The organism is Variovorax sp. P4_D9 (assembly GCF_056401695.1).
Genome location: NZ_JBFUIU010000049.1, coordinates 1 through 24,430, shown reverse-complemented (window position 1 = coordinate 24,430; position 24,430 = coordinate 1). Strand labels below are relative to the sequence as shown.

General features: G+C 70.0%; 18 protein-coding genes and 4 pseudogenes. 11 read left to right on the top strand and 11 right to left on the bottom strand.

Annotated features, from left to right (window positions below; all coding sequences use genetic code 11):
• A partial coding sequence (gene metE / locus AC1DY5_RS08175) for a 5-methyltetrahydropteroyltriglutamate--homocysteine S-methyltransferase (RefSeq protein WP_478110588.1) occupies positions 1-1,157 on the top strand: 1,157 nt, incomplete at its 5' end.
• Here the strand turns inward: metE and AC1DY5_RS08170 are convergent.
• Positions 1,117-2,550: a short-chain fatty acyl-CoA regulator family protein gene (locus AC1DY5_RS08170; RefSeq protein WP_478110585.1), complete on the bottom strand. Its 1,434-nt coding sequence runs from the start codon at positions 2,548-2,550 to the stop codon at positions 1,117-1,119. The genes metE and AC1DY5_RS08170 overlap by 41 nt on opposite strands.
• 111 nt (positions 2,551-2,661) lie before the next feature.
• Between AC1DY5_RS08170 and prpC the strand changes: the two genes are divergently transcribed.
• The 3 genes from prpC to AC1DY5_RS08155 all read left to right on the top strand — a co-directional run bounded on the left by prpC (position 2,662) and on the right by AC1DY5_RS08155 (position 6,440).
• Complete coding sequence (gene prpC, locus AC1DY5_RS08165) at positions 2,662-3,819, top strand: bifunctional 2-methylcitrate synthase/citrate synthase (protein ID WP_478110583.1); 1,158 nt, start codon at positions 2,662-2,664, stop codon at positions 3,817-3,819.
• 47 nt (positions 3,820-3,866) lie between these two features.
• A complete protein-coding gene (locus AC1DY5_RS08160) occupies positions 3,867-5,318 on the top strand; it encodes a bifunctional 2-methylcitrate dehydratase/aconitate hydratase (RefSeq protein WP_478110581.1) in 1,452 nt (483 codons plus the stop codon).
• 252 nt (positions 5,319-5,570) lie between these two features.
• Positions 5,571-6,440, top strand: a complete 870-nt coding sequence (locus AC1DY5_RS08155; protein ID WP_478110579.1) for an isocitrate lyase/PEP mutase family protein — start codon at positions 5,571-5,573, stop codon at positions 6,438-6,440.
• A gap of 1 nt (position 6,441) precedes the next feature.
• Here AC1DY5_RS08155 and AC1DY5_RS08150 read toward each other — a convergent pair whose 3' ends face one another.
• Positions 6,442-7,128, bottom strand: a complete 687-nt coding sequence (locus AC1DY5_RS08150; RefSeq protein ID WP_478110577.1) for a LuxR C-terminal-related transcriptional regulator — start codon at positions 7,126-7,128, stop codon at positions 6,442-6,444.
• Between the two features lie 236 nt (positions 7,129-7,364).
• On the opposite strand from AC1DY5_RS08150, the gene AC1DY5_RS08145 reads away from it, so the two are divergent.
• Together AC1DY5_RS08145 and AC1DY5_RS08140 are read left to right on the top strand one after the other, a co-directional pair.
• Positions 7,365-8,699, top strand: a complete 1,335-nt coding sequence (locus AC1DY5_RS08145) for a DotU family type IV/VI secretion system protein (protein WP_478110575.1) — start codon at positions 7,365-7,367, stop codon at positions 8,697-8,699.
• A 19-nt stretch (positions 8,700-8,718) separates the two neighbouring features.
• The gene (locus AC1DY5_RS08140) at positions 8,719-9,792 is read left to right on the top strand and encodes a type VI secretion system protein (protein WP_478110573.1); all 1,074 of its coding nucleotides are present in this window, start codon (positions 8,719-8,721) and stop codon (positions 9,790-9,792) included.
• Positions 9,793-9,812: 20 nt separating this feature from the next.
• Here the strand turns inward: AC1DY5_RS08140 and fusA are convergent, their stop codons facing one another.
• On the bottom strand, positions 9,813-11,873 hold the full coding sequence (gene fusA, locus AC1DY5_RS08135) for an elongation factor G (RefSeq protein ID WP_478110571.1): 2,061 nt from the start codon (positions 11,871-11,873) through the stop codon (positions 9,813-9,815).
• A gap of 93 nt (positions 11,874-11,966) precedes the next feature.
• Here fusA and AC1DY5_RS08130 point away from each other — a divergent pair, with 93 nt between their 5' ends.
• Positions 11,967-12,362 (top strand): hypothetical protein, encoded by a 396-nt coding sequence (locus tag AC1DY5_RS08130; protein ID WP_478110569.1) that lies wholly within the window; start codon positions 11,967-11,969, stop codon positions 12,360-12,362.
• Between the two features lie 29 nt (positions 12,363-12,391).
• On the opposite strand, the gene AC1DY5_RS08125 is transcribed toward AC1DY5_RS08130, so the two are convergent.
• The gene (locus tag AC1DY5_RS08125; RefSeq protein WP_478110566.1) at positions 12,392-13,408 is read right to left on the bottom strand and encodes a phosphate/phosphite/phosphonate ABC transporter substrate-binding protein; all 1,017 of its coding nucleotides are present in this window, start codon (positions 13,406-13,408) and stop codon (positions 12,392-12,394) included.
• A gap of 4 nt (positions 13,409-13,412) precedes the next feature.
• Positions 13,413-14,432 carry a phosphate/phosphite/phosphonate ABC transporter substrate-binding protein gene (gene phnD / locus AC1DY5_RS08120; protein WP_478110590.1) on the bottom strand — a complete coding sequence of 340 codons (1,020 nt, stop codon included), beginning with the start codon at positions 14,430-14,432 and terminating at the stop codon, positions 13,413-13,415.
• 248 nt (positions 14,433-14,680) lie between these two features.
• Between phnD and AC1DY5_RS08115 the strand changes: the two genes are divergently transcribed.
• From AC1DY5_RS08115 to AC1DY5_RS08100, 4 genes are all read left to right on the top strand, one after another.
• Positions 14,681-16,582: an ATP-binding response regulator gene (locus tag AC1DY5_RS08115; RefSeq protein ID WP_478110562.1), complete on the top strand. Its 1,902-nt coding sequence runs from the start codon at positions 14,681-14,683 to the stop codon at positions 16,580-16,582.
• A 148-nt stretch (positions 16,583-16,730) separates the two neighbouring features.
• Complete coding sequence (locus AC1DY5_RS08110) at positions 16,731-17,684, top strand: ABC transporter substrate-binding protein (protein ID WP_478110559.1); 954 nt, start codon at positions 16,731-16,733, stop codon at positions 17,682-17,684.
• Positions 17,685-17,697: 13 nt separating this feature from the next.
• Positions 17,698-19,686, top strand: a complete 1,989-nt coding sequence (locus tag AC1DY5_RS08105) for a sensor histidine kinase (RefSeq protein WP_478110556.1) — start codon at positions 17,698-17,700, stop codon at positions 19,684-19,686.
• 124 nt (positions 19,687-19,810) lie between these two features.
• On the top strand, positions 19,811-20,062 hold the full coding sequence (locus AC1DY5_RS08100; RefSeq protein ID WP_478110554.1) for a hypothetical protein: 252 nt from the start codon (positions 19,811-19,813) through the stop codon (positions 20,060-20,062).
• 7 nt (positions 20,063-20,069) lie between these two features.
• On the opposite strand, the gene AC1DY5_RS08095 is transcribed toward AC1DY5_RS08100, so the two are convergent.
• From AC1DY5_RS08095 to AC1DY5_RS08070, 6 genes and pseudogenes are all read right to left on the bottom strand, one after another.
• Positions 20,070-20,768, bottom strand: a complete 699-nt coding sequence (locus AC1DY5_RS08095) for a hypothetical protein (protein ID WP_478110552.1) — start codon at positions 20,766-20,768, stop codon at positions 20,070-20,072.
• Positions 20,765-21,103, bottom strand: a pseudogene (locus AC1DY5_RS08090) (response regulator); the annotation flags it as partial. The gene AC1DY5_RS08095 and the pseudogene AC1DY5_RS08090, both read right to left, overlap by 4 nt.
• Before the next feature lie 110 nt (positions 21,104-21,213).
• Positions 21,214-22,417, bottom strand: a pseudogene (locus AC1DY5_RS08085) (hybrid sensor histidine kinase/response regulator).
• A pseudogene (locus AC1DY5_RS08080) lies at positions 22,407-22,811 on the bottom strand (chemotaxis protein CheB); the annotation flags it as partial. The pseudogenes AC1DY5_RS08085 and AC1DY5_RS08080, both read right to left, overlap by 11 nt.
• Before the next feature lie 415 nt (positions 22,812-23,226).
• Positions 23,227-23,556, bottom strand: a pseudogene (locus tag AC1DY5_RS08075) (GAF domain-containing protein); the annotation flags it as partial.
• A 23-nt stretch (positions 23,557-23,579) separates the two neighbouring features.
• The gene (locus AC1DY5_RS08070) at positions 23,580-24,332 is read right to left on the bottom strand and encodes a CHASE3 domain-containing protein (protein ID WP_478110550.1); all 753 of its coding nucleotides are present in this window, start codon (positions 24,330-24,332) and stop codon (positions 23,580-23,582) included.
• Positions 24,333-24,430 lie beyond the last annotated feature (98 nt).

Genomic DNA, 24,430 nt, shown 5'->3' with positions numbered 1-24,430 from the left:
GCGCCAGCCCGCGCGTGCACCGCGCCGATGTCGCCTTGCGCCTGGCGCGCAGCGTGGCCGGCGACGACCGCCGCGTGTCCGCCTTCACGCAGCGCCAGGCCGAGCAGCGCGCCCGTTTCGCGCTGCCGCCGCTGCCCACCACGACCATCGGATCGTTCCCGCAGACGCGCGCGATCCGCGCGGCGCGCGCCGCTTTCAAGCGCGGCGAACTCGACGCCTCCGGCTACCGCGAGAAGATGCAGGACGAGATCGCGCTGGCGGTGCACAAGCAGGAAGAACTCGGCATCGACGTGCTGGTGCATGGCGAGGCCGAGCGCAACGACATGGTCGAGTACTTCGGCGAGCAACTCGACGGCTTCGCCTTCACGGCCAACGGCTGGGTGCAGTCCTACGGCTCGCGCTGCGTCAAGCCGCCGCTGATCTTCGGCGACGTCGCCCGGCCGGCGCCGATGACGGTCGCGTGGACCGCCTACGCCCAGAGCCTCACCAAGCGGCCGATGAAGGGCATGCTGACCGGCCCGGTCACGATCCTGCAGTGGTCCTTCGTGCGCGACGACCAGCCGCGCAGCCTCACGACCGAGCAGATCGCCTGGGCGATCCGCGACGAGGTGGCGGACCTCGAACAGGCCGGCATCGGCATCATCCAGATCGACGAGCCGGCGATCCGCGAAGGCCTGCCACTGCGGTGCGCGGGCTGGAAGAACTACCTCGAGGGCGCGACCCGGTCGTTCCGAATCAGCGCCTCGGGCGTGGCCGACCGGACCCAGATCCACACCCACATGTGCTATTCGGAATTCAACGACATCCTGCCGGAGATCGCGGCCATGGATGCGGACGTCATCACCATCGAGACCAGCCGCTCCGACATGGATCTGCTGCGCGGCTTCGGCGACTTCGACTATCCGAACGAGATCGGCCCCGGCGTCTACGACATCCACTCGCCGCGCATCCCGGGCACCGACGAGATGGTGCGGTTGATGCGTAAGGCGGCCGCGGTGGTGCCGGTGGAAAGGCTCTGGATCAATCCGGATTGCGGCCTGAAGACGCGTGGCTGGCCGGAGACAGAGGCGGCGCTCGCCAACATGGTGGCGGCAGCGCGCCTGCTGCGCAGCGAGCTCAGCGCCCAGGCTTCTCGTCCGCTACCGCGTACGGCGTGAAGCGGCTCTCGTTCTCGTTGACGTCCAGCGGACGGCCGATGAACGGGAACGCGCGCTGCGGGCAGGCGACCCGCTCGCAGACCTTGCAGCCCATGCCGATCGGCGTCGGCACTTCCGGGTCCTTGAGGTCGAGGCCTTTCGAATACACCAGCCGCGGCGCGTAGCGGATGTCGCAGCCGAGGCCGATCGAGAAGGTCTTGCTCGGCGAGCCGTAGCCGCGCTGCCCGTGCGACACGGTGCGCGCGATCCAGAGGTAGGCCCGGCCGTCGGGCATGCGCGCGAGCTGCGGCAGGATGCGTCCGGGCTGCGCGAAGGCCTCGTAGACATTCCACAGCGGGCAGGTGCCGCCGGTCTTCGAGAAGTGGAAGTGCGTCGCCGACTGCCGCTTGGAGATGTTGCCGGCCCGGTCGACGCGGATGAAGAAGAAGGGCACGCCGGGCGACTGTGGCCGCTGCAGCGTGCTGAGCCGGTGGCAGATGGTCTCGAAGCCGACGCCGAAGCGGCGCGCGAGCTGGTCGATGTCGTAGCGCAAGGTCTCGGCCGCCTCGAGGAAGAGGCCGTAGGGCAGCAGCAAGGCGCCCGCGAAATAGTTGGCCAGGCCGATGCGCGCCAGACCGTGCGCCGGCGCGTCGTCGAAGCCCGCGCCATCGACCAGCGATTCGATCAAGGCGGATTGCTCCAGCAGCGCGAGCTGCGTCGCCAGCTGGAAGACCTGCTGGCCCGCCTCGAGACCGGTCGACAGGCGCAGCACGCGGTACGCCGGGTCGTAGCGCCGCTGGCTGTCCGCGACAGCCTCATCCGCCGGAATGACGCGCACGCCGTGCTGCTTCATGAGCCGCTGCAGCAGCCATTCGCCCAGCGGCCCGCCGTGGCCGCGTGCCTCCGAAGCCAGCCCCTCGGCGGCGGCGTCGAGCGGGTCGAAATAGTTCTGATGGGCGAAGAAGAAGTCGCGCACCCGCTCGAAGGGCATGGGACGCACGCCCGCGAGATCGCCGCGGCCGTCGCCGAGCTCGGCCGCCATGGTCTCCAGCCGCGCCATTGCCTCCTGGTGACGGCGATGAAGCGCCAGCAGCGCGCGACCGACGGCCGGCATCTGCGAGGCGACTTCGCGCAACTCGGGCAGCGACACCACCTCTCCACCCGGGTTGTCGGCCAGCGCATCGCGCAGGTCGGCCACCAGCCGCGCCTCCTCATCTTCGGAAAACTGCTGCACGTCGACACCAAGCGCGCGGCTGATCCTGAGCAGCACGGCGACGGTGAGCGGCCGCTGGTTCTGCTCGATCTGGTTCAGGTAGCTCGGCGACAGGCCCAGCGCATGAGCCAGCGCCACCTGGCTCAGGCCACGCTCGGCCCGCAGCTTGCGCAGGCGCACGCCCATGAAGGTCTTGCGCATCAGGCCGGACCCAAGAAATTCGCAAACTTCGCAATACAGTACGTTTCCATTCGCATCTCTTCGCTATTTCAGTCCTTCATTATGGGTCTGCAAATGCGTAGATTGCGAACCATGAACACGCTTGCTTCTCCCTCCGGCTTCAAGCCAAAGAAATCCGTCGCGCTGTCCGGCGTCACCGCGGGCAACACCGCGCTGTGCAGCGTCGGGCGCACTGGCAACGACCTGCACTACCGCGGCTACGACATCCTGGACATCGCCGAGGTCTGCGAGTTCGAGGAGATCGCCCACCTGCTGGTGCACGGCAAGCTGCCGAGCGCCGCCGAGCTACGGGCCTACAAGAGCCGGCTCAAGGCCCTGCGCGGCCTCCCCGCGAGCCTCAAGGAAGCGCTCGAGCAACTGCCCGCGAGCGCCCACCCGATGGACGTGATGCGCACCGGCGTCTCGACCCTGGGCTGCATGCTGCCTGAGAAGGACGACCATAACGTGCCCGGCGCGCGCGACATCGCCGACCGCCTGATGGCCTCGCTCGGCTCGATGCTGCTCTACTGGTACCACTGGTCGACGCAGGGCCGGCGCATCGAGGTCGAGACCGACGACGACTCGATCGGCGCGCACTTCCTGCACCTGCTGCACGGACGTAAGCCCTCGCCCGCGTGGGAGCGCGCGATGCATACGTCGCTGAATCTCTATGCGGAGCACGAGTTCAACGCCAGCACCTTCGCCGCCCGCGTGGTGGCGGGCACCGGCGCCGACGTCTACTCCGCGATCACGGGCGCGATCGGTGCGCTGCGCGGACCGAAGCACGGCGGCGCCAACGAAGTGGCCTTCGAGATCCAGAAGCGCTACGACTCGCCCGACGAGGCCGAGGCCGACATCCGCCGCCGGGTCGAGGCGAAGGAGGTGGTGATCGGCTTCGGCCACCCGGTCTACACGGTGAGCGATCCGCGCAATGAGGTTATCAAGGGGGTCGCCAGATCGCTGTCGACCGAAGCCGGCTCGACCAAGATGTTCGACATCGCCGAGCGGCTGGAGACGGTCATGTGGGAGGCCAAGAAGATGTTCCCCAACCTCGACTGGTTCAGCGCCGTGAGCTACCACATGATGGGCGTGCCCACGGCCATGTTCACGCCGCTGTTCGTCATTGCGCGTACCTCGGGCTGGGCGGCCCACATCATCGAGCAGCGCATCGACAACAAGATCATCCGGCCGAGCGCGAACTACACCGGCCCGGAAGATCTCGCCTACGTGCCGATGGCGGAGCGCCAGTAACCGCGACGCCTGTCCCCCTCCCTTTTTCCCACTTCTTCAGCACCCGCATGTCCGCACACATCAGCAACGTTCGCCCCGAATGGGACTCCGTCATCGTCGACATCGTCGACTACGCACTCGGCTACCAGGTCGAATCCAGACTGGCCCTGGACACAGCCCGCCACATCCTGATCGACACTCTGGGCTGCGGCCTCGAGGCGCTGGAATATCCGGCGGCCTGCAAGCTGCTCGGCCCGATCGTCAAGGGCACCGTCGTGCCGAACGGCGCCCGGGTGCCGGGCACGCAGTTCCAGCTCGACCCGGTGCAGGCCGCCTTCGACATCGGCGCCCTGATCCGCTGGCTGGACTTCAACGACACCTGGCTGGCGGCCGAGTGGGGCCACCCGAGCGACAACCTGGGTGGCATCCTGGCCGTCGCCGACTGGGCGAGCCGCAGCGCCGTCGCGGCGGGCCGCGAGCCGCTGCTGATGCGCGAGGTGCTCACGGCGATCGTCAAGGCGCACGAGATCCAGGGCGTGATCGCGCTCGAGAATTCCTTCAACAAGGTCGGCCTCGACCACGTGCTGCTGGTCAAGGTGGCTTCGACTGCGGTGGTGTCGCAGATGCTGGGCCTGAGCCGCGACGAGACCCTGGCCGCGGTGTCGCTGGCCTGGGTCGATGGCCAGTCACTGCGCACCTACCGCCACGCGCCGAACGCCGGCAGCCGCAAGAGCTGGGCGGCCGGCGACGCCACCAGCCGCGCCGTGCGGCTGGCGCTGATCGCGCAGACCGGCGAGATGGGCTACCCCTCGGCGCTGAGCGCGAAGACATGGGGCTTCTACGACGTGCTGTTCAAGGGCCAGCCCTTCCGCTTCCAGCGGCCGTACGGCAGCTATGTGGCGGAGAACGTGCTGTTCAAGATCAGCTTCCCGGCCGAGTTCCACAGCCAGACCGCGGTCGAGGCGGCAGTTGAGCTGCACGCGCAGCTGAAGGCCGCCGGCAAGGCGGTGGAGGACATCGAGCGGATCACCATCCGCACCCACGAGGCCTGCATCCGCATCATCGACAAGCAGGGCCCGCTGAACAACGAAGCCGACCGCGACCACTGCATCCAGTACATGGTGGCGGTGCCGCTGATCTTCGGCCGGCTCCAGGCCTCCGACTACGAGGACGGCGTGGCGGCCGACCCGCGCATCGATGCCTTGCGCGCGAAGATCCATTGCGTCGAGGACCCCCGCTACACGCAGGACTATCACGACCCCGAGAAGCGCAGCATCGCGAACGCGCTCACGGTCGAGTTCAAGGATGGCAGCCGGCTCGCCGAAGTCGCGGTCGAGTACCCGATCGGCCACAAGCGGCGCCGTGCCGAAGGCATTCCGCTGCTCGAGGCCAAGTTCCGCACCAACCTCGCGCGCCGCTTCCCGAAGAAGCAGCAGGACGCGATCCTCGCGGTGTCGCTCGACCCTCGGGCACTCGAAGAAATGCCGGTCAGCGCGTACCTCGACCTCTACGTGATCTGAGGATGAAAGCGGGCTTGTCGATTCGATGCGGCCTGGATGAGGCGGCCGAACCGGGGCGGGATCACGACACAGCGTTACCCGTGCCGAGGGCATCGGGTGGCCCCCGCAGCGAAATAAAGGACGAGGCGAAGCCGGGGCGCATTCGCGGAGGGGGCCACCCGGTGGCCTCGGCACGCGCCCCGAAAGCCTGCACCGAATTTCAGCAACCTTTCATGCGCCGCGGGTCCCGCGATAGCGTGGTGGAAAACGGATATGACACACACTAGAAAAACCTTGCGCGCACTGGTAGAAGCACGGCGCAGCGTGCTGGTGCCCGGCGCCTTCAACGCGCTGTCGGCGCGGGTGGTCGAGGACCTCGGCTTCGAGGCGATCTACGTCACGGGCGCCGGCGTCACTAACATGTGGTTCGGCCTGCCCGACCAGGGCTTCATGGGGCTGCACGAGATCGCCGACCACACGGCGCGCATCCGCGATGCCGTGGCGCTGCCGCTGATCGTCGACGCCGACACCGGCTTCGGCAACGCGCTCAACGTGAGGCACACGGTGCGCACGCTGGAGCGTGCTGGCGCCGACTGCATCCAGTTCGAGGACCAAGTGGCGCCCAAGCGCTGCGGCCACTTCGCCGGCAAGGAGGTGATCGGCACCGACGAGGCCGTGGCGAAGATCAAGGCCGCGGTCGATGCCCGGGCCGACCCGGACCTGCTGATCCTGGCCCGCACCGACGCCTGCGCGACCCTGGGCTTCGAGGCCGCAGTCGAGCGGGCGCAACAGCTCAGCGAAGCCGGTGCCGACATCCTGTTCGTCGAGGCCGTGACCACCGCCGAGCAGATCCGGGCGCTGCCGCAGCGCCTTGCCAGGCCGCAGCTCATGAACATGGTGATCGGCGGCAAGACGCCGATCACCGGCGCCGCCGAGCTGGCCGAACTCGGCTACGGCATCGTGCTCTACGCCAACGCGGCGCTGCAGGGCGCGGTGGCCGGCATGCAGAAGGCACTGACCGTGCTGCGCGACGACCGCCGCATCGACGAGGATCCGGCGCTGGTCGTCAGCTTCGCGGAGCGCCAGCGGCTGGTCGGCAAGCCGGCGCTGGACGAATTGGAGAAGAAGTACGCGGCGCCCTAGTCTAGGCTTCGGTCACGGTCTGGGCCGCGACCACCGCCTCGGTGCGGTTGCGTACATTGAGCGCGCGAAAGATCGCCGCCAGGTGGATCTTGACCGTGCCTTCGCTGATGCCGAGCGCACGTCCGATCAGCTTGTTGGGCTTGCCCTGCGACAGCAGCTGCAGCACTTCGACCTGGCGCTCGGTCAACACGTTGCGCAGGTGCTCGAGGGTCTGCACGGTGGCCGCGGACGAGCCGCGCGAGGCACCGTCGCCGGCCGCGCCGGCGCCAGGGATTCCGGCGACCACGCCGGGCGGCAGCGACGACAGCATCATGGGCGGCACGTAGACCCCGCCCGCCAGCACCAGGCGCACCGCCGACAGCATCACTTCCGGCGAAYAGGCCTTGGGAATGAAGCCCAGCACGCCGCGCTCGAGCGCGCTGCGCATCACGGCGGGATCTTCGTAGCCCGAGAGCACGATGACCGGCACGGCGGGATGGCGGCGGCGGATCTCGTCGATGTGGGCCTGGCCTTCGGCACCGGGCATGTTGAGGTCGATCACGGCCAGATCGAGGTCGTCGGAGGCACCGTTGAGCAGTTCGTCGACGCTCATGGCCAGGACGAAGTCGATGCCGGGCTCGAGCTCGGACAACTTGGCCTTGACCGCCTCGATGACGAGCCGGTGGTCGTCGGCGATCAGGATTTTCATGGCTTTCCCCAGCGTCATTGATAAATGAAGGCAGGCCGACGATAACGGCGAACGGGACGCGCATCAAGGCGGAATTCGCTCCCCGAACGACATAGCTCCCAAGCGATATGGCGCCAGCCCGCGGCAATGAAAGAATGATCCACATCCAAAATCGACCGGGAACGTGGGCATGTGCCAACGACACAGGCGCAGCAGCCAGACTCCGATCCCCAGCAACGCCTAGCAGCGAGCGCTGAATGGCTCGCCTGCTCGATTGCTTTTCCAGGCTGATCGCGTTCGGCCTCGGACTGGATGCATCGATCGCCGCAGGCCGGGCCGAGCCCGGCTGCGAGTCCGCCCGGCAGCAGGCGCTCGGCCTGCTCGAGGAAGCCCGTGAAGCGGCACGGGCGCTCGGCCACCCGGCCACTGCGATCGAATCGGCCCGGTTCGCGATGGTCGCCTGGATCGACGAGATCCTGGCGCGGCACCCCGGCTGCAAGGCCGGCGAGGGGGCGCCGCTGGAACAGCAGGTGTTCAATTCCAACAACGCGCACACCGAGTTCTTCCACCACCTGTCGGCACTGGCGGCCGGCAACGACGAGGTCCGGGAAGTCTTCTGGCACGCGCTGGCGCTCGGATTCAAGGGCCAGTACTACTTCGAGTGCGGCGATGGCGGCGAGCTCGGCAAGCTCAAGACCCTGCACGACGAGCAGCTCGCGCTGCGTCCGGCCCGGCTCGACCCCCTCGCGCAGGAGCGGATCACGCCGCAACCCTACAGCCTGCCCGATCCGCCCGGGCCGCGCGACCCGCAGCGGCGCGAACGCACCGTGCTGCGCGCCGGCGGCGCGCTGGCGCTGCTGCTCCCGCTCGCCTACTTGCTGTGGTCCCTGTTGGCGGGCCCGCGCGAAGAGCCGCCGACGCTGGCCCAGCGCGTCGAGCAGCAACTCCAGACCTATGCCTGCGCGGACCTCTCGGCCACGGTCACGGCGGACGGCGCGGCACAGGTGCAGGGCTTCGTCTCGCGCGCCGAGGAGACCGACCGGGTGCAGCGCGACGTGCTGGCCCTGCCGGGGGTGAACACCGCCGTGTTCGACCTCCAACTGCGGATCTGGCCGCACTGCGAGGTGCTGGCGCTGCTGAAGCCCTACCAGGCGCGCAACCGGGAGAACGCGCCGGGCCTGTCCATCGCGACGCCCACGGCGCCGACAGGCCGGCTGCGCGAAGGCGACCCGGTCCTGATCGAGGTCAGGAACGCGCAACGCGACGGCTATCTGTGGGTCGACTACTACACGGCCGATGGCGCCGTGATGCATCTCAATCTCAATGCCGGGCCGGTGCAACCGCGCGTGCGCGCTGGCGAAACCCTCGAACTCGGGCGCGACGTCCCCTCGAGCTGGCTCTCCGCGCCGCCCTTCGGCACGGTTCTGGTGACGGCGCTGTCCTCGCCCATGCCCTTCGCCGAGGCGGTCGACCGGCCGCCTTTCGAACTGGCCTCGGCCTACCTCCAGCGCTTGCGCGAAGCGCTGGCGATCGGCGAATTCGGCGCCCGCGTGGTTGCCGAGGTGGTCTTCCTCCAGACCGTGGCGCGCTGAGCCCAGGCACCTCCGCCCGATGATTACCGCCTCCTCCTTGCCGCCGCATTTCTGGAGCCTCACGGGCTTGTGCGTGCTGGCCTTCCTCGCCCTATGGTGGTTCGTGCTGGCGTCCGGCCGCATACGAAGGCGGCGGCTGCTGCGCCGGCGCATCGCGGCCTTTGATGCCGAAGCCGCGCCGGCGCCGCTGGACCTGGTCGGCATGCAGGAGGCCATGGCCCGCGCCCGCCGCGCGGCGCCGCACGCGTCGGCGCCCCAGGCGCGGCGTCGATCGCTCTATGCGATCCCGTGGTTCATGTTCCTCGGCGATGCGCCGGCCGACCTCCCCGGTCTGCTGGTCGGGGCCGGTGCGGCCGCATCCCTCCCCGGCAGCGAGGACGGCCTGTGGCGCTGGCACTTCATGCAATCGACGATCGCGATCGAGATCGGCCCGGCCGCGCTCGGCGATCCCGCCGACCCCCGCGAGCGCGGCCGCTGGCATCGCGCGCTGCTGGAGCTGGCCGAGCGTCGCGAGCGCCTGCCGCTCAATGGCATCGTGGCCTGCGTCGCGGCCGCCACGGTGCTCGGCGACCCCGGAGCCACGGAATCGCTCGCGCTGCGGCTGCGCCAGCGGATCGACGAGGTGGCCGAGCAATTGCGGGTCCTGCTGCCGGTCTACCTGGTGGTGACGGGGCTGGAGCGGCTGGAGGGCTATGCGACGGCGCGCGGCGCGTTGCCGGCGGAGGCGCTCGGACAGGCGCTGGGCCACCGCCTGGCGGACGACACGCCGGCCGGCATCGACGCCGGCGACCGGCTCGACGGCATCTTCGGCGAACTGGACGTCCAACTCCATGCTCTGCGCATGGCGCTGCTGCGCGGCGAGAAAGACCCGGTCCGGCGATGGGCCATCCACAGCTTCACGGAACGACTGCGGGACCTGCGGCCCGGCTTGCAGCTGCTGGCACTGCGCCTGTTCGCCGCACCCAGAAGCGCACGGGCGCCGCGCTGGCGCGGGCTCTACCTGACGGCGGCGCCCTCGGCGGCGGCCGGCGGCGCCTTCATCGCCGACTTGTTCGATCGCTTCCTGCCGGCCGACCAACCACTCGCGAGCTGAGACCCAGGCCTAACACTTCATCATTCATCGTCGCGCACCCGGTACTGCCCCATCAGAGTCTGCTGGGTGGCCGGCGGCACCGCCTCGTAGTGCGACAGCGCGATGGTGTAGCGGCCCTGGCCGCTGGTCATGGCGTTGAGCCGCGACTGGTAGCTGGCCAGCTCCGACATCGGCACCTGGCCGCGAACCACCACCGTGCCGGCACCGCCGTTCGCGGTGCCCGTGACCAGCCCACGGCGCGACGACAGGTCGCCGGTGACGTCGCCGATCGCATTGTCGGGCGCGGCGATCTCGATCTGCACGATCGGCTCGAGCACGATCGGCCGCGCCGCCCGGATCGCGGCCATGAAGGCCTTGCGCCCGGCCGTCGCGAAGGCGATGTCCTTGCTGTCGACGCTGTGGTGCTTGCCGTCGTGCACCACCACGCGGATGTCGACCACCGGATAGCCGGCGATAGCGCCCGAGACCAGCACTTCGCGCACGCCCTTCTCGACCGCCGGGATGAACTGGCCCGGGATCGCGCCGCCCTTGACCTCGTCGGCGAACTCGAAGCCGCCGCCCCGCGCCAGCGGCTCGATGCGCAGGAAGACCTCGCCGAACTGGCCGGCGCCGCCGGTCTGCTTCTTGTGGCGATGATGGCCCTCGGCCGGCGCAGTCACGGTCTCGCGGTAGGCGATGCGCGGCGGCCGGGTGTCGACGTCGAAGCGGTAGACCTCGCGCAGGCGCTCGAGCATCACGCGCAGGTGCAGCTCGCCGAGGCCGTAGATGATGGTCTCGTTGGTGGCCACGACATGCTCGACGCGCAGGCAGGGATCCTCGGCGACCAGCTTGGCGAGGATCTCCCAGGCCCGCTGTTCGTCGCCGTGGCGCTTGGGTTCGACCGCCAGGCCGTGCACCGGCACCGGGAAGGCCAGCGGCGCCAAGTACACGTGGTCGTCCTCGGCGGCGTCGTGCAGCACGGCGTCGTAGTGGATCTCCTCGACCTTGGCCACCGCCACGATGTCGCCCGGCAGCGCCCGCGCCACCTCGACGTGGTCCTTGCCCTGGAGCATGAACAGGTGGCCGACCTTGAAGGGCTTGCGGCCGTCGCCGACGTAGAGCTGGCTGTCGCGCGTGACCGTCCCCTGGTGGACACGGAAGATGCCGAGCTTGCCCACGTAGGGATCGACCGTGACCTTGAAGACGTGCGCCAGCACGTGCAGCGAGGGATCGGGCCGGGCCTGCATCGGCTGCGCGGCCGCGCCCTCGCCGAGCAGGAAATCGGGCGGGTTGGCCTCGGTCGGATCGGGCAGCAGCTTGACGACGACGTCGAGCAATTCCGAAAGGCCGGCGCCGCTGCGGGCCGAGACGAAGCAAACCGGGATCAGGTGGCCTTCGCGCAGGGCCTGCTCGAGCGGTGCATGCAGCTCGGCGGCATCGACGTCGCCCTCGGACAGGTAGCGGTCGACGAAGGCCGCGTCGACCTCGACCACCTGCTCGACCAGGGCCCGGTGCGCGTCCTCGACGCTGCCGAGGTCGGACTGGCCCTCGCGATTGAAGAAGCAGTCGATCACCTCGGTGCCGCCGGCGGCCGGCAGGTTCAGCGGCAGGCATTCGCGCCCGAAGGCGGCCTGGATCTGCACCAGCAGGCCGGCTAGGTCGACGCCCTGGGTGTCGATCTTGTTGACGATGACCATCCGCGCCAGATGCCGCTCGGCCGCATAGGCCATCATCCGCAGCGTCATCGGCTCGATCCCGGTGGCGGCGTTGATGACCACGGCCGCAGTCTCCACGGCCTCCAGCGGCGGCAGGCTCTGGCCGAGGAAATCGGCCCCGCCCGGGGTGTCGATGAAATGCACCCGCGTGCCGGCATGCATCAGGTGCATCACCGAGGCATTGAGCGAATGCTGCATGCGGCGCTCGAGGGGGTCGTGGTCGCTCACGGTGGTGCCGCGCTCGACGCTGCCGCGCGCTCCGATGGCGCCGGCCTTGTGCAACAGGGCCTCGGCGAGGGAGGTCTTGCCGGTGGCCGAGGCGCCGACGAGCGCCAGGGTTCGCACCGCTTCCATTTCGGCCGTCTGGCCGTTCGATCGGCTTGGCATGGGCTGTCTCCTCGGCGCCTGGGCGCATCGGGCCAGCGTACGGGATCGGACGCCGCGACGCAAGCCGGACAACGCTGCCCGAGAATGGCGCCCATGGGACTGCCGACCGATTCCTCTTCCGACATCACCGGCTACGGGCGCCGCGAGTTCATGGTCGTCAAGATTCCGGTGGTCGAGGACGTGGACGACCGCTGGCACCAGCGCGAGGAGCGCATCGACGAGGCGCTGCGCGGCCGCGGGATCGGCTCGGTGCTCGGCTGGGGGGAATCGCTGGGCGAGGCGACCCGCCGCGGCCGGCGACGGGTCGCCTTCACCCGGGTCGACATCGACGTCTCGGACATCGCCGCCGGGCGGGCGCTGCTGCAATCCACGCTGCCGGCGATCGGCCTGCCGGCGGGCACGGAGATCCACTACTCGATCGGACGCGTCCGCTTCGCCGACATCTATGCGCCGCCGGACTGGCTGCTGGCGCAGCCGCAAGTGCCCTAGGCAGGGTCTTCCTGCGCTGCGGCTACCCCTCAGTCGCTCCGCAACACCGCGACTTGCTCGGCATAGGCGGCCTCGATGCGCTGCAACCGGGCCTGGCGCGCCGCCTCGCTGACCCATTGCGCATTGAGTGCGCTCTGCCTCGCAAGCTGGTATTGCAGCGTGGCAGCCGGCAGCAGCGCCTTGTTGTCGGCCGCGACAAAGCCCAGGGACGCGCGCAGTGCCTTCAGCACTTCGCGCTGGGCCTCGGCCCGCGGCCCCTGGCCGCGCCCGTATCCGGCCAGGAAACTGCGCAGCTTCCTCTGCAGTTCCGTCGGAAGGTCGGCGCGCACCACGAACGGCACCGGTGGCGTCGGCTCCGACTGCCAGATCACCTGCAGGCGTTCGGCCTCGACCGGGAACTGCTCGCGGAAACGCTCGAAATCGGTGGTGTTGTTGGTCGCCACGTCGGCATCGCCATTGGCCACCGCCAGCGCGGTGGTCTGGTGGGTGCCGACGATCTCGCTCTTGAAGCGGGTCTCCATCACGATCCGGTTCGGCAGGAACAACTGGACCTGCGGCAGGATGAACCCGGACACGGACCGGTTGTCGCCGCGCGCCAGGCGCCATTGCTCGGGATGGGCAAGCAGGTCCTGGAGCGGGTTGCGCGGACCGCTCTTGCGCACCAGCAGCACGGCCCGATGGTCGGGCGTGCCGGTGTGCCGCTGCACCTCGGCCAGCACGTTCATGCGCCGCTGGGCGACGGCGTCCAGCGCGAGCTGGGCCGACAGCAGGCTCAGGTCGACCTGGCGCTGCCGGATGGCCTCGCCCAGGGATTGGTAGGTGACGGCCGAATGAACCGTCACGGGCCGGCCGATCGCGCGGCTCAAGTCGGCCAGCAGCGGCGTCCAGTTCTCGCGCGACTCGACAACGCCACCGATTGGCATCACGCCGAATCGCAACTCGGCCGGCGGCGCCGGGCGGACGGCCTCGGCCCCGGCTGTCGCCTGCCAGGCCAGCGCGGCCGCCAGCGCGAGACGCGCGATGGCTCGGATCCCCGATCTCAGCATGCGATCACGGCGCCCCCGCGCGCAGCGCCCCGACCTGTTCGGCGTAGGTGGACTCGATGCGCTGCAGGCGCGCCTGGCGCGCCGCCTCGTTGACCCATTGCGAGGTCATGGCGCTCTGCCGTGCCAATTGATAGGCCAGCTTGGCGGCCGGCAGCAGCGAGCTGTTGTCGGCCGCGACGAAGCCGGCCAGATCGTGCAGCGACTTCAGCACCGCCCGCTCGTTGTCGCCGCGCGGGCCCTTGCCGCGGGCGTACTCGACCAGGAAGAGCTGCACCCTCTTCTCGAACTCGGGACCGTAGTCGCGCCGGATGACGATCTGCGCATGCGGGATCAGCTCCGATTCCCAGATCACCTGGAGGCGATCGGCCTCGGACGGGAACTGCTGCCGGAAGCGCTCGAAGTCGGCTGTGTTGTTGGTGGCGACATCTGCCTCGCCGTTCGCCACGGCGAGCGCGGTCACCTGGTGGGTGCCGACCAACTCGCTGCGGAAGCGGGTCTCCATCGCGATGTGGTTGGGCAGGAAAAGCTGCAACTGGGGCACGATGAAACCCGACACCGAACGGCTTTCGCCACGCGCCAGGCGCCAGTCCCCGGGTTCGGTCAACAGGCTCTTGAGGGTGCTGTGGGGGCCGGACTTGCGCGTCAGCAGCAGCGCCCGGTAGCCGGGCAGCCCGTCATGGCGGGTCACCTGTGCCAGCACCTTCATGCGGCGCAGCGTCACGGCATCGAGCGCCATCTTGCCGGACAGGAAGGCCATGTCGACCTGGTTGCGCTGGATCGCCTGCTCCAGGGCCTCGTACGAGGTCACCGACAGCATCGTGACCGGACGACCGATGGCGCGCTGCAGGTCGGCCAGCAGCGGCTCCCAGTCGTTGCGCGACTCGAAGGCCCCGCCCAGCGGCAGGATCCCGAAGCGCACGGGAGCGGTGGCCTCGGTGCCGCCGGGGGTCTGCGCCGCCACGCCGAGCTGCCACCCGAGCAGTGCGGCGACCCCGGCGCGCAGCAGCCAGGCCCGCACGCGCATCACCCCGGCGCCGAGCCGATCCGGTCGGAAGGCCTTGGGCAAAGGGGAGGCGCGGAAGGCGCAAGAGTGGGGAAGCTGCATCTTTCTGGAAGCATCGGCCGGACGGCGGCCCGAACGGGCTGGTCAAAGTGGTGCTGCCTACAACACAATTAGAAACCAACTTAGGCGTTAAACGTGCCATTTTCCTCACTCCATGCGCATTTGCGGGCCGTCCGATGGCTGATCGCCACAGCCACCTTCGCTCCTCGATGAGCTGGTCGTTCCGCGCCCTTCGACTGCTGGCGGGCCTGACGCTGGCGCAACAGCTCGTCCTGCTGGCGCTGCTGCCCGCCACCGTCGCGACCCTGGGCGCGATCGCGGTGCTGACGCGCCAGCACCTGGAGAACCTGACCGAACTGATGCGCGCCAATGCCCAGACCGTGGCACTGCAGGTGGCGACCGTGGCGCAGTCGCAGATGCAGCACATGGACCGGCGGGCCCTGCAGCGCACGGCGCAGTCGGGCAGCTACCAGCCGCACGTGCAGCAGGTGCAGATCTGGTCGGAAGAGGGGGAAATCGTCGCCAATGCGGAAACCGTGGACCGGCAGCGCGGGGAAGGCCTGCAGGTGGTCGCGCCGATCACCGCCGAAGATGGCAAGCACAACGGCAAGGTGATGGTCGAGATGAGCCTCGACGCGGTGACGAGCGCCAAGCGGGCGGTCTGGTTCAACGTCGTGCTGGTGCTGGGCGCCAGCCTGGTCGGGGTCGGGCTGGCGGGCTGGTGGGCGGCGCGGCGCATCAGTGCGCCGATCCAGGCGCTCGGCGAGGCGGTCGACCGGCTGGGCGCTGGCGAGGACGCACAGGTGGAGGTCGAGGGCACGGCCGAGGTGCGGCGGCTGCAGCACGGCTTCAACCTGGCGGCACGCGCCCTGCTCGACAGCCGCAACCAGCTCGAGAGCCGCATCTTGCATGCGACCGCCGAACTGGCCAGCAAGAACAAGCAGCTCGAGGTCGCCAGCCAGGCCAAGACGCGGCTGCTGGCCGCCGCCAGCCACGACCTGCGGCAGCCGTTGCACGCGCTGACCCTGTTTTCCGACGGGCTGACCAAGGGCGAGACCGACCCGGTGCGGCTGCAGCGCATCGGCCATATCCGAGAATGCGTCGAATCGCTGGACCGGCTGTTCTCGGAGCTGCTGAATCTGTCGCAGCTGGACGCCGGCGTGCTGCAGCCGCAGTGGACCGATTTCGCGCTCGACACCCTGTTCGACGAGATCAGCCGCAATTTTCGCGCGGTGGCGGAGCAGAAGAACCTGCGGCTGGTGGTGCGAAAGACCGATGCCTGGGTGCGCTGCGACTACGTGATGCTGTCGCGAATTCTCAACAACCTGGTGTCGAACTCGCTGCGCCATACCACCGAGGGCGGGATCGTGGTCGGCGCGCGGCGGCGCGGCAAGGCGATCCGCGTCGAGGTCTGGGACACCGGCATCGGCATCGCGCCCCATCATCAGCGACGGGTCTTCGAGGAGTTCTACCAGGTCGAGCCGCAGGCCCGGCCGGGCGGCCGCGAGGCGCGCGGCATGGGCCTGGGCCTGGCGACCGTGCAGCGGCTCGCGGCCCTCTTGAACACCCGGGTCGAGTTGAATTCGCGGCCAAACAAGGGCACCTGCGTGCGCGTGCCGGTGCGGGCGGTGCAGCCCGCGCCGGTGCCGGCGCCGTCGCTGGCGCTAGCGGCCGGCCTGCCGGCCGAGGAGGACCGCAGCCTGGCCGACGTCGTGGTACTGGTGATCGACGACGAACGCACCATCCTCGAGGGCTTGCAGGTCGTGCTGGCGAACTGGGGCGCGCAGGTGATGGCCGCCCAGAGTCGCGCCGAGGCCCTGGCCCTGGCCGACGCCTGGACCCGTCCGCCCGACGTCGTGGTGAGCGACCTGCTGCTGCAGGGCGGCGACAACGGCCTCGACGTGCTCGCCGCGCTGGAGCGCCATCCGCGCGGCATCGGGCCCACGACCGCACGCCTGCTGGTGACAGGCGAGACCAAGCCCGACCGCCTGCGCGAAGTCGCCAGCGCCGGTGTCGCGGTGCTCTACAAGCCGGTGTCGCCGAGGGTGCTGCGCCAAGCGATACAGGCCCAGTTGGCCGCCGCGCAGAGCGCCTTCGCGACCGCCGCCTGAGCCTCATTACGTCGTCCGGCATAGACCGAATTTCCCCGTTGCCGCCCTGCAACGCCGCGGACCGTGGCAGGACATAAGCCCTCTGCCTTATCGCGCCAAAACGGCCGCCTCCGTACATTGGATGCCTCAGCCCCTGCGGAAGCAGTCCATGTTTGCGAACCGTCTCCCCACGCTGCTGCGAAGGCAGCGCGCCCTCCTGTTGATCGCCTGCGCAGCATGGCTGTGCGGCGGCGCGCAGGCGGTCGGGCTCACGGTGCTGATGGCGGATGAAACGGCCGCCCATGCCGACTTCGTCCGCCACCTGCGCGACACCCAGGACGCCGGCAGCCCGTTCACGGTGGTGCGCCTCGAAACCGGCGAAAGCACGGTCGAGGACGCCGCGGCGAGCACGGCGCCGGCCGTCATCACGATGGCCGTCGGACTGAGCGCCGCACGCACGGCGATCGAGCGGCCGGGCCAGGATCCGCTGGTGCTCGCTATGCTGAGCCGGCTCGACTACGAGAGCCTCAAGGGCACAGCCGCCCTGCGGCGCCCGGAGCGCCAGGTCGGCGTGCTGCTGCGCGAGCCGGCGATGGCCGACCAGCTGGCGCTGATCGATGCGGTGATGCCGAGCAAGCGCCGGCTCGGGGTCCTCGCCACGGCCGAGTCGGAGCCGATCATCAGCGAGTTGCAGCGCGCCGCCCAGGGCTGGGACCTGCAGGTCGAATACGCACCGGATGCCAAGTCGCTGGCCGCGGTGCTGCGATTGCTGGTGGCACGCAGCGACGCACTGCTGGTGCTGCCCGACAAGATCGGCGACAGCCAGGCCGCGACGCTGGCGGTGCTGCGCGCCGGGGCCAGCGCCGGCCTGCCGGTGTTCGGCACCAGCGACGGCCTGGTGCGTTCCGGCGGGCTGGCCGCCGCAGTCTCGACCCCGAGCCAGCTCGCCCTCCAGGCTCGCGGGCTCGGCCGCAAGCTGGCCGCGGCCAACGGCGCCCCCGGCGTGCGGATCGAGGCCGCCACGCCGGCCACGGTGCGCGTCAATGTCACCGTGGCGCGCGGCCTCGGCCTGCGCCTGCCCGAAGAACGCGAGCTGACCGCACGGGTCAGCGCCCTCCGATGAGCGCGACCCCACCATGAGCGCTCCCAGCCACCGGCTTCCCGTTCCTGCCGCCGTCGCCCCACCGAGCGATCCGCCCGCGCCGGAGAGGCGCGCACTGGTGGTCGGCGCCAGCCTTCACAATGACCTGTTCCGGCTCGGCGTGCTGCCGTGCGCGGCGGTCGCGCTGGCGCTCACCGCCTGGTTCACCCACAGCCGCCTCAGCACCCTCGAAGCCGCCTTCGACGCGGAGGGCGAAGCGGTGGCGCGCCAGGTGGCCGCGATGTCCGACCTGAGTCTCTATGCCGGCGACCTGCCGGCGCTGCAGAACGTCGCCAACGCGGCGCTGCGCGGCGGCCAGGTGACCCGGGTCGAGATCAGCAACAGCGCCGGCGTCTACGTCACGGCCGGCCCGAAGACCGCACCGCTGGCGCAGCTGCGCATGTTCACGGCCCCGGTCACGCTGCGCGAAGCCTCGCGCGCCAGCGCCTTCGCACCGGCCGGCTCGACGGTGGCTGGCGAGACGCCGATCGGCCTGGTCCAGACCTTCCGCGACACCACCGCCTACGATCGTGAGCGCACCCGTTCGCTGATGGCCGGCATCGGCATCGCGACGATCGCGCTGCTGGCCGCCTGGGCCTGGGTGCGCCATACGGCCCGCGCCATCGCCCAGCCGCTGCGCCGCATCTCGCGCACGGTCGCGGCGCTGGAAGCGGGTCGGTTCGACGCCCGCTGCAACGTGGTCGCCGAGGACGAGGTCGGGCAGGCACCGGCCGAATGCGCCCGCCGCCCCCGGCACGAGTTCGCCAACCTTGCGCACGACATCAACCGCCTGGCCGAGCGGCTCCAGCGCAACCGGCAGCTGAGCGAGGAGCGGGTGCGCGAGGCCACCGCGGTCGCCTTGCAGCGCATGGCCGAGGCCGAGCAAGCGGCGCTGTCGCGGGCCCGCTTCCTCGCGGCCGCGAGCCACGACCTCCGACAGCCGCTGCACGCGATGGGCCTCTTCATCGACGGCCTGTTGCCCACGGCCTCGAGCGTGCAGCGTCCCGCCGTGCTGCGGCTGCAGGAGGCGACCGAATTCATGGGCGTGCTGCTCGACGACCTGCTGGAGATCTCGCGGCTGGACGCCCAGGTGCTGACGCCGGCAATCGGCGGCGTGTCGCTGGCGACGCTGTTCGACCAGCTCGAAGCCCAGCACGCAGCGCCTGCGGTCGCCGCCAGGGTGCGGCTGCTGTGGCGCGACCGCGGCTTTGCGGTGCGCAGCGACGCCGCGCTGCTGCTGCGGATCGTCGGCAACCTGGTCAGCAACGCGGTGCGCCACACGCCGCCCGAAGGCACGGTGCTGGTGACGGCGAGGCGCCGCGGCGGGGCGGTGCGAATCGAGGTGCGCGACAACGGCATCGGGATCGCGCCGATTCACCAGGCGCGCATCTTCGAGGAGTTCTACCAGGTCTCGAACACGGAGCGCGACCGCCGGCAGGGCTTCGGCCTCGGCCTCGCGATCTGCGCGCGCATCGCCGCCCTGCTCGGTACCCGCATCTCGCTGCGCTCCGCGCTGCAGGCCGGCAGCACCTTCGCGATCGAGCTGCCGCCGGCGAGCCCGCGTGAAGTGATGACTATGGCACCGGAACCCTCGGCCTCCGCGCCGCTGGCCGGCCTGCGCTGCCTAGTGGTGGACGACGACCCGGCCATCCTCGACGGCAGCCGCACATTGCTCGAGCAATGGGGCTGCCAGGTCGAATGCGCCGCCACCCGAGCCGCGGCCCTGTCGCGGCTCGGGGCGGAGGACGTGCACTTCGACGTGGTGCTGTGCGACCTGCAACTGGCGCACGACGAAGACGGCATGGAAGTCATCGCGGTGGCGCGCCAGCTCCAGCCGGACGCGCTACCGGTGCTGGTGTCCGGGGCCACCGGGCCCGAAGTCTTGCAGCGGCTGCGCCAGGGCGGCGTGATGCAGCTGACCAAGCCCGTGGCGCCGGCCAAGCTGCGGGCCCTGCTGTCGACCCGCCGCGCAGTGCCTGCGTGAGGGCGACGCGCCCTCCCCCCAAAGGGGATGATCGGCCGATCGTGTCGGTTTGTTGTTGCTTTCCATTGCTACTATTTGTTTCTCTATCCCTGATCCGCTCGATGCGGAAGAACGAGCAGGACACATGGAACCGATGCATTGGGAGTACATGGGCGCGCTGGGCGGCGTGATCGGCATCGGCTGGCTGCTCGTGGTGCCGATGTACCGCGGCTGGACGCACATCAACGACAAGATGACAGCGCGCGTGAAGCGCAGCATCCACATGATGGCCGAGTGCGAGGACCGATTGAATCCCCTCGGTCCCGGCACGATTCCGCCATCGTCCGTGGAGCCGCCGGCCGCGGGCCCTTGCGGCCAACGGTCCATGCAGTCGTAGCGCGCGCTCAGGCCGGCGGCATCGCGGCACCGAGCGCCAGGCGCACTGTCTCGCCCTCCACCAGCACCGCATAGCCCAGTCCGTCGGCCAGCGCCTGCAGCGCGATGGCGTCGATCGCCAGCGCACGCGGCGCGCGGTGGGCGCCCGCCAACGGTTCCACGGGCTCCGCCGCGCCATGGCCGGCGATGAAGCGCAACCCATCGTCGCCCTCGGCCTCGACCCAAATCTCGCCAAGATGCGGCACGCAGTCATGCAGGTGGCCGAGGACGCCCAGCACCATGTAGCGCAGCGCTGCACCGGCCGGAAAGCGCGGGTCGCCCGCGGCCGGCGCAAGGGCGTCGCCGAGCTTCAGGTCGATGCCGTTGAGTTCGAAGGCGACCCGCATCAGCGCCGCGCACCGCGCCACCAGCTCGCTGCGCGTGATGCCCTCGTCGAGGGTGGCGAGTTCCCAGTCGCGCAGCGAGCGCACACCACCCGCGAGCGCGGCCACCTGGTCCTCGATCTGGGTCAAACGCTCGGCCCAGGCGGCAGCGTCGGGGCTGGTCTCGGCGCTTGCCGCGAGTTGGCGCTTCAGCAGCAGCACGCCCATGCGGATCACGGACACCGGTGCGGCCATGTCGTGGCGCAGTGCCGGCAGCGCGCGGGTCAGCAGCTCGTGGCGCACGCCGGCCGCCATCCAGCTGCGCGCACCGGGAGAAGATTTCATCCCGCGAGCGGCCGCGCCAGGATGCGGTCGAGAACGTCGAAATCGATCGGCTTCTGCAGGTGGTGGTCGAACAGTCCGACCGCGCTGCTGGCCTCGTCCGCCGAGAAGCCCGAGATCGCGACCAGCAGCGGCGGTTCGCCGCGGGCGCCGGCGCGCAGCCGGCGCGCTACCTCGGCGCCCGGGACGTCGGGTAGGGTCAGGTCGACCAGCGCGGCGTCGAAGCGCTCGCGGGCCGCGACGTCGAGCGCCTGCYGGCCGCTGTAGGTGCAGCACGCGGTGTGATCCTGCAGGGTGAGCAGTTCCTGCAGCAGGTCCGCCGCGGCCTGGTTGTCGTCGACGATCAGGACGTTCACTCGCAAATCTCCACCAAATTTAAGCCCACCAGAGTATCGGTGCCGCTCCTGCGGCGCAGGTGTAGGACGCGGCCCCGGTGCGTGGCCCGTCATCAGGCCGCGGGCGGGTCGACCTCGCCCAACGGCAGCCAGACGCTGAAGGTCGCGCCCTGCCCCGGAGCGCTCTCCAGTTCGATCTCGCCGCCATGCGAGCGCACGATCTGGCGCGCGATGAACGCCCAGTCCGAGGCCCGCGGCCTGCCTTCGACTGTCGTCGGTGCGCTCGAACTGCTCGAAGATCCGCTGGTGATCCTCGGGGGCGATGCTGGGCCCCTGGTCGCGGACGCTCATCCGTGCCTTGCCGCCCTCCAGCCACACGCTGACCTCGATCGGCTTGCCGCCGCCGTAGCGCAGCGCGTTGGTGATCAGGTTGGTCAACACCTGCTCGATGCGGAACTCGTCCCACATGCCCTGCACGCCGGCAGGCGCCTCGAAGCCGATCGGCGGTCCCACCGCCTCGGCCTGCTGCGCCAGGTTCTCGACCACGCCGCGCGCGAGCAGCGCCAGGTCGACCAGCTTCGGCCGGATCGACAAGGCGCCGCTGCGCAGCCGGGTGACGTCGAGCATGTCGTCGATCAGCCGCACCATGTTCTGGATCTGCCGCTGGTCGCGCTCAATCATCGCCGGCAGGCGATCGGGCGCGAAGGGGGCGATGTTGTTCTTCGACAGGTGCAGCTTGCGCACCTGGGTCTCGAGGAACAGCGTGTTGAGCGGCGTTCGCAGCTCGTGCGACACCATCGACATGAAGTCGTCGCGCATGCGGACCGCGCGCTCCAGCTCGCGCTGGGTGCACTGCAGCTGCTGCACCAGCTCCTCCTGCTGCCGGTGCGAGGCGGCCAGGGCATCGATCTCGTGCTTGAGCGCCTTGCGGTGCCGGTAGAGGTCGACGAAGACGCTGACCTTGCTGCTGACCATCTGGGCATCGAGCGGCTTCTGCAGGAAATCGACCGCGCCGCTCTCGTAGCCCTTGAAGGCGTAGTTCATCTCGCGCGCCGCGCTCACGAAGATGATCGGAATGTGGCGCGTGCGCTCGGTGCCGCGCATCATCTCCGCCAGCTCGAAGCCGTTCATGCCCGGCATCTGGACGTCCAGGATGGCGAGCGCGAACTCATGCTCCAGCAGCAGCGCCAGCGCCTGCTCGGCCGACGAGGCCTGGTACACCGCCCGCGCCGGGCCGCGGATCAGCGCCTCGAGCGCCAGCAGGTTCTCCGGCAGGTCGTCGACGATCAGTAGCTTGCTTTCGACATCAATGGGCATGGTCGGAATCCAGTTGCAGCAGAAGGGCGCGGATGTCCCGCAGCGGGAGCACGAAATCGGGCGCGTGGCAGGCGATGGCGGCGCGCGGCATGGTCGAAGCGAGGGCCTCCGCCGGATCCTGGACCACGGTCAGCCCACCGGCCTGGCGGATGCCAAGCAGGCCCTCGGCGCCGTCTTCGTTGGCCCCCGTGAGCAGCACGCCAGGCAGCGCGGCGCCGTAGGCATCGGCAGCGGAGGCCATCAGCACGTCGACGGCCGGCCGCGAAAACATCACCGGCGGCTCGCAGCTCAGCGAGAAGTGGCGGTCGCGCTCGATCGACAGGTGGTAGCCCGGCGGCGCGAAGTACAGCACGCCCGGCGCCACCGGCGCCTTGTCCTCGGCCTCCCGCACCGGCTCGGCGTCGAGGTTGCCGCGCCGGTTGTCGCCCAGCAGCTTGGCCAGGAACTCGGACTTGTAGCGGCTCGCGCGCTGCAGTTCGTCGGCCGGCTCCTCGAGGTCGCGCTGGGCCCTGCGCAGCGCGGCATTGCGCTGGTCCAGGGCCTCGGTGCGCTCGGACAGCTGGCTGTTGGTCTGTTCCAGCTCGGCCTGCTGGTTCTCCAGCGTGGCCTGCGAGGCACGCAGCGCGCGCGATTGCTCCTCCCTCGTTGGCGGTGCGCAGCTCTTCCTGCTGCACCTGCAGCTCCTCGTTGAGCTGCTGGGTCTCGGCCAGCGCGTCCTGCAGCTGCTGGCGATAGCGCACCGCGCCGACCGCGCCGCCGATGCCGGCGGACACCAGCTCGAGCAGCTGCAAGGCGCGCTGGTCGGGCGGGTGCGGCAGCCCGAGCTCGATCACGCCGTTGACGATGCCGTCGTTCTGCACCGGCAGCAGCACCGCGGCTACCGGCGCCATGTCGCCGAGGCCCGAGTTGATCCGAAGGTAGTCGGCCGACACCGGCTCGACCCGCATCAGCCGCCGTTCGGACGCCGCCTGCCCCACCAGGCCCTCGTTCGGTGAGAACACCTGCGGCGACGCCTCGGCCGCGCTCGAAAATCCGTAGCTCGCGACCCGGTGCAGCACGCCGTGGCGTTCTCGCAGGTACATCGCGCCGACCAGGCTGCCGATGTGGGGCGAGAAGAAGGCCAGCACCTTGCGACCCATCTCCTGCGCGCCGAGCTCGCCCATCAGCTTGGTGCCGAGCTCGGTCCGGGCGCCGCGCAGCCAGGCCTGCTATGCAGCATTTCGGCATGCGCCGCCTGTTCGGCGAGCACGGCGTCGTAGCTCTCGGACAGGCGCAGCAGATGGCGCCGCCCGAAGTTGGCCAAGACGCCGGTCGTCGCGAGCGTGAACAGGACGAACAGCGCGACGATCGGGATGCTGGTGCGGGTGACCTCGCTGTTGCGCTGGAAACGCAGGCCGCGCTCGGCGTCGATGAAGGCCGCGAATTCGCCCCGCATGTCGTCGGTCAGCCGCTTGCCGCGGCCCAGGCTCACCGCCTGCTGGTCGCCGCCGCCGCGCCGCAGCGCGATGGTCTCGCGCGCCAATTCGTTCCACGCCTCCTGCAGCGACGCGATGCGGTCGACGCGTGCGACCTGCGCGGCGTTGTCCGCGACCAGCGCCTTCAAGGCACCGAAGTCGTTCTTCACCCTCGGCAAGGCGCTGTCGTAGGGCTCCAGGAAGCTCTCGTCGCCGGTGATCAGGAAGCCGCGCATGCCGGTCTCCATGTCGATGCTGCGACGCTGCAGCTCGGTCGCGTTGCCGCTCACGCGGTCGGTGTGCTCGACCCAGCCGATCACCGACAGCAGGTAGAGGATCAGCCCGACAAAGACCACCGCCCCGAACAGGCCGCCGATCGGGCCGCCGATCAGCGGCAGCTTCAGGTTGCGGCTGAGCAGGCGCTGGAATTCCTCGGGGTCGATCGCGGACGGTGTTTTCATGAGGCGGCGGGTGGGCGAAGCAAAACCTATTCAGACTGCCAGAGCCCGCGCTTCCACCCTGTCCGATAAGGCCGCAAGATGGTGCGGCGCAAAGCCGC